Origin of the sequence: Pseudomonas sp. PA-4-8C (genome assembly GCF_021606625.1) — a bacterium.
Lineage (GTDB): Bacteria > Pseudomonadota > Gammaproteobacteria > Pseudomonadales > Pseudomonadaceae > Aquipseudomonas > Aquipseudomonas lactis.
Map to the genome: position 1 here is coordinate 1 of NZ_WKCD01000450.1, position 2,513 is coordinate 2,513.

Annotated in this window: 1 protein-coding gene, 2 tRNA genes and 1 pseudogene; 1 reads left to right on the forward strand and 3 read right to left on the reverse strand. The window is 55.4% G+C overall.

The window, feature by feature from the left end; translation table 11 throughout:
- From GIW04_RS29760 to GIW04_RS29770, 3 genes and pseudogenes are all read right to left on the reverse strand, one after another.
- Window positions 1-1,094: pseudogene (locus GIW04_RS29760) on the reverse strand (hypothetical protein); the annotation flags it as partial.
- Between the two features lie 85 nt (window positions 1,095-1,179).
- Window positions 1,180-1,256, reverse strand: a tRNA-Asp gene (locus GIW04_RS29765).
- A 19-nt stretch (window positions 1,257-1,275) separates the two neighbouring features.
- Window positions 1,276-1,351 (reverse strand) — tRNA-Val (locus GIW04_RS29770).
- A 159-nt stretch (window positions 1,352-1,510) separates the two neighbouring features.
- Here GIW04_RS29770 and rdgC point away from each other — a divergent pair.
- A complete protein-coding gene (gene rdgC / locus GIW04_RS29775) occupies window positions 1,511-2,431 on the forward strand; it encodes a recombination-associated protein RdgC (RefSeq protein WP_020301078.1) in 921 nt (306 codons plus the stop codon).
- The last annotated feature ends 82 nt before the right edge of the window (window positions 2,432-2,513 follow it).

Consider the following 2,513-nt stretch of genomic DNA (forward strand, 5'->3'; position numbering starts at 1 on the left):
CCAGTATAAATGTCGAAGCTTGCAATATTGGTAAAAGCATCGTTGCCAGTGAAGAACATTAGGCGAACATTTGCTCCGGTGTATACATCGTCCATCCGTATAACAATTTGATCCTGATCTGAATAGACTAGAAATGTCTCTAATTGATTATTAAATGGCGATGTATAGACGTTATTGACGTTTGCATTTCTAGCGATGCCTGGCGAGGTGATGATCTGCGCGTCTTTTGCCAATGTGAAATCAGGGCCGTAGCTATAAATCGAATCCCGCACCATGTGCCCCCATGCAGCCAGCCCATATGGGTTCTTGTATGCATAGTCGGCGGGGAGCAGTGGCGTGCTGCTTGGGAACTGAAAGGCGTTGAACGGGAGAGAGTCGCCAGTGATTACAACCTTGTAGCCCGAAGTGATCTTCGATGTTAGATCTTCCTTCTTTGTGGCGCTTGGAACGTATGCTGAGAGGTTTTCACCGGCACGAATCCAGGTGTTTGCAGGCTCAGCCTCAAAGCTGCCTGTAATGGATTTCGGAAGAGTTGCACCGATGTATTTGTAAAGCGTTCCCCCGCTCAGCACGAGTTGGTCGTAGGTCGTGATGCTGCCGGTACCCCAGGGCTTTGCAGCAGACGAGTATTCAAACCCAACAGGAATGGTCTGGATCGCGCTGTCCAGGCTGCCAAATACCGATTCCACCAGGCCAGCCCCATCTGGCTCCGCAAGAGCCGCACGCAAAGAGGCATCGCCGACAGCGGTGAGCTTTGGCGCATCCGTAGCCCAGACGCCAGTTAGCGTCAAAGGCAAAGATGCCTGATCGGTAACCCGATACAGGTCGCCCTCCCTTTGTACCAGCTGTGTAGGCCGCTCAACTACTGCAGCAGCTTCGTACTGGACGTAAATAGATTCGTAGCCGGAGCGCGCTATAAGGTCAGAGAATTCTTTCTCCATACCAGCCCAGGTCTTTAGCACTTTACCCAGGCGACCAAGCCAGGTCAGGTCTGCCCCGTTGATGAGCTTGTCGAAAATTGGCGCGTTGTCTTTGAGGTCGCGCGGATCTGTTGAGCCATTCGGTTCTACAGGGTTTCCGGTGTTAAAGGCCATGGCTTTCCCCGAGGCGAAAAAAAACCCGCTCAATGAGCGGGTTTCTTGTGGCTACCTGGCGTTCAGTGTTCCAGGTTGCCGAATATGGCGCAGCGGACGGGACTCGAACCCGCGACCCCCGGCGTGACAGGCCGGTATTCTAACCGACTGAACTACCGCTGCGCGTAACACATGAAGCGAATGGTGGGTGATGACGGGATCGAACCGCCGACATTCTGCTTGTAAGGCAGACGCTCTCCCAGCTGAGCTAATCACCCTTCGTTTCGGTGTGGCGCGCATTCTACGGAGCGACCTTAAGTCTGGCAAGCACTTTCTTAAATCTTTTTTTTCAGCCCTTCCAATGGCTTAGGCAGGGTTGGCCTGCGGCGTGATCAAGAGAATAATGCCCCCCTTTGTATAGAGGAGAGACTCACCCCATGTGGTTCAAGAACCTGCTTATCTATCGCCTGACCCAAGATCTGCCTGTTGATGCCGAGGCGTTGGAAGCGGCCATGGCCACCAAGCTGGCGCGCCCTTGTGCAAGCCAGGAGTTGACTACTTACGGTTTCGTCGCACCGTTTGGTAAAGGTGAAGATGCTCCCCTGGTTCACGTCAGCGGCGATTTCTTGCTGATTGCCGCCCGCAAGGAAGAACGCATCCTGCCGGGTAGCGTGGTGCGTGATGCACTTAAAGAGAAAGTCGAAGAGATCGAAGCCGAGCAGATGCGCAAGGTCTATAAGAAGGAGCGCGACCAGATCAAGGATGAAATCATCCAGGCCTTCCTGCCCCGTGCCTTTATCCGTCGCTCGTCGACCTTCGCTGCGATCGCGCCGAAACAGGGCCTGATCCTGGTCAACTCGGCCAGCCCCAAGCGCGCCGAAGACCTGCTGTCGACCCTGCGCGAAGTGATCGGCACCCTGCCGGTCCGCCCGCTGACGGTAAAAACCGCCCCGACTGCGATCATGACCGACTGGGTCACCACCCAGAAACCGGCCGACGACTTCTTCGTCCTCGACGAATGCGAACTGCGCGACACCCACGAAGACGGCGGCATCGTGCGTTGCAAGCGCCAGGACCTGACCAGCGAAGAGATCCAGCTGCACCTGACCACCGGCAAGGTCGTGACCCAACTGTCCCTGGCGTGGCAGGACAAGTTGTCCTTCATGCTCGACGACAAGATGACCGTCAAGCGCCTGAAGTTCGAAGACCTGCTGCAAGACCAGGCGGAACAGGACGGCGGTGATGAAGCCCTGGGCCAACTGGATGCCAGCTTTACCTTGATGATGCTGACCTTCGGCGATTTCCTGCCGGCATTGGTCGAGGCACTGGGCGGCGAAGAGACACCACAGGGCATCTAAGCCATGTGAAGATCAAAATGTGGGAGCGGGCTTGCTCGCGAAAGCGGTGTATCAGTCAGTATATGTGGTGACTGATTCACCG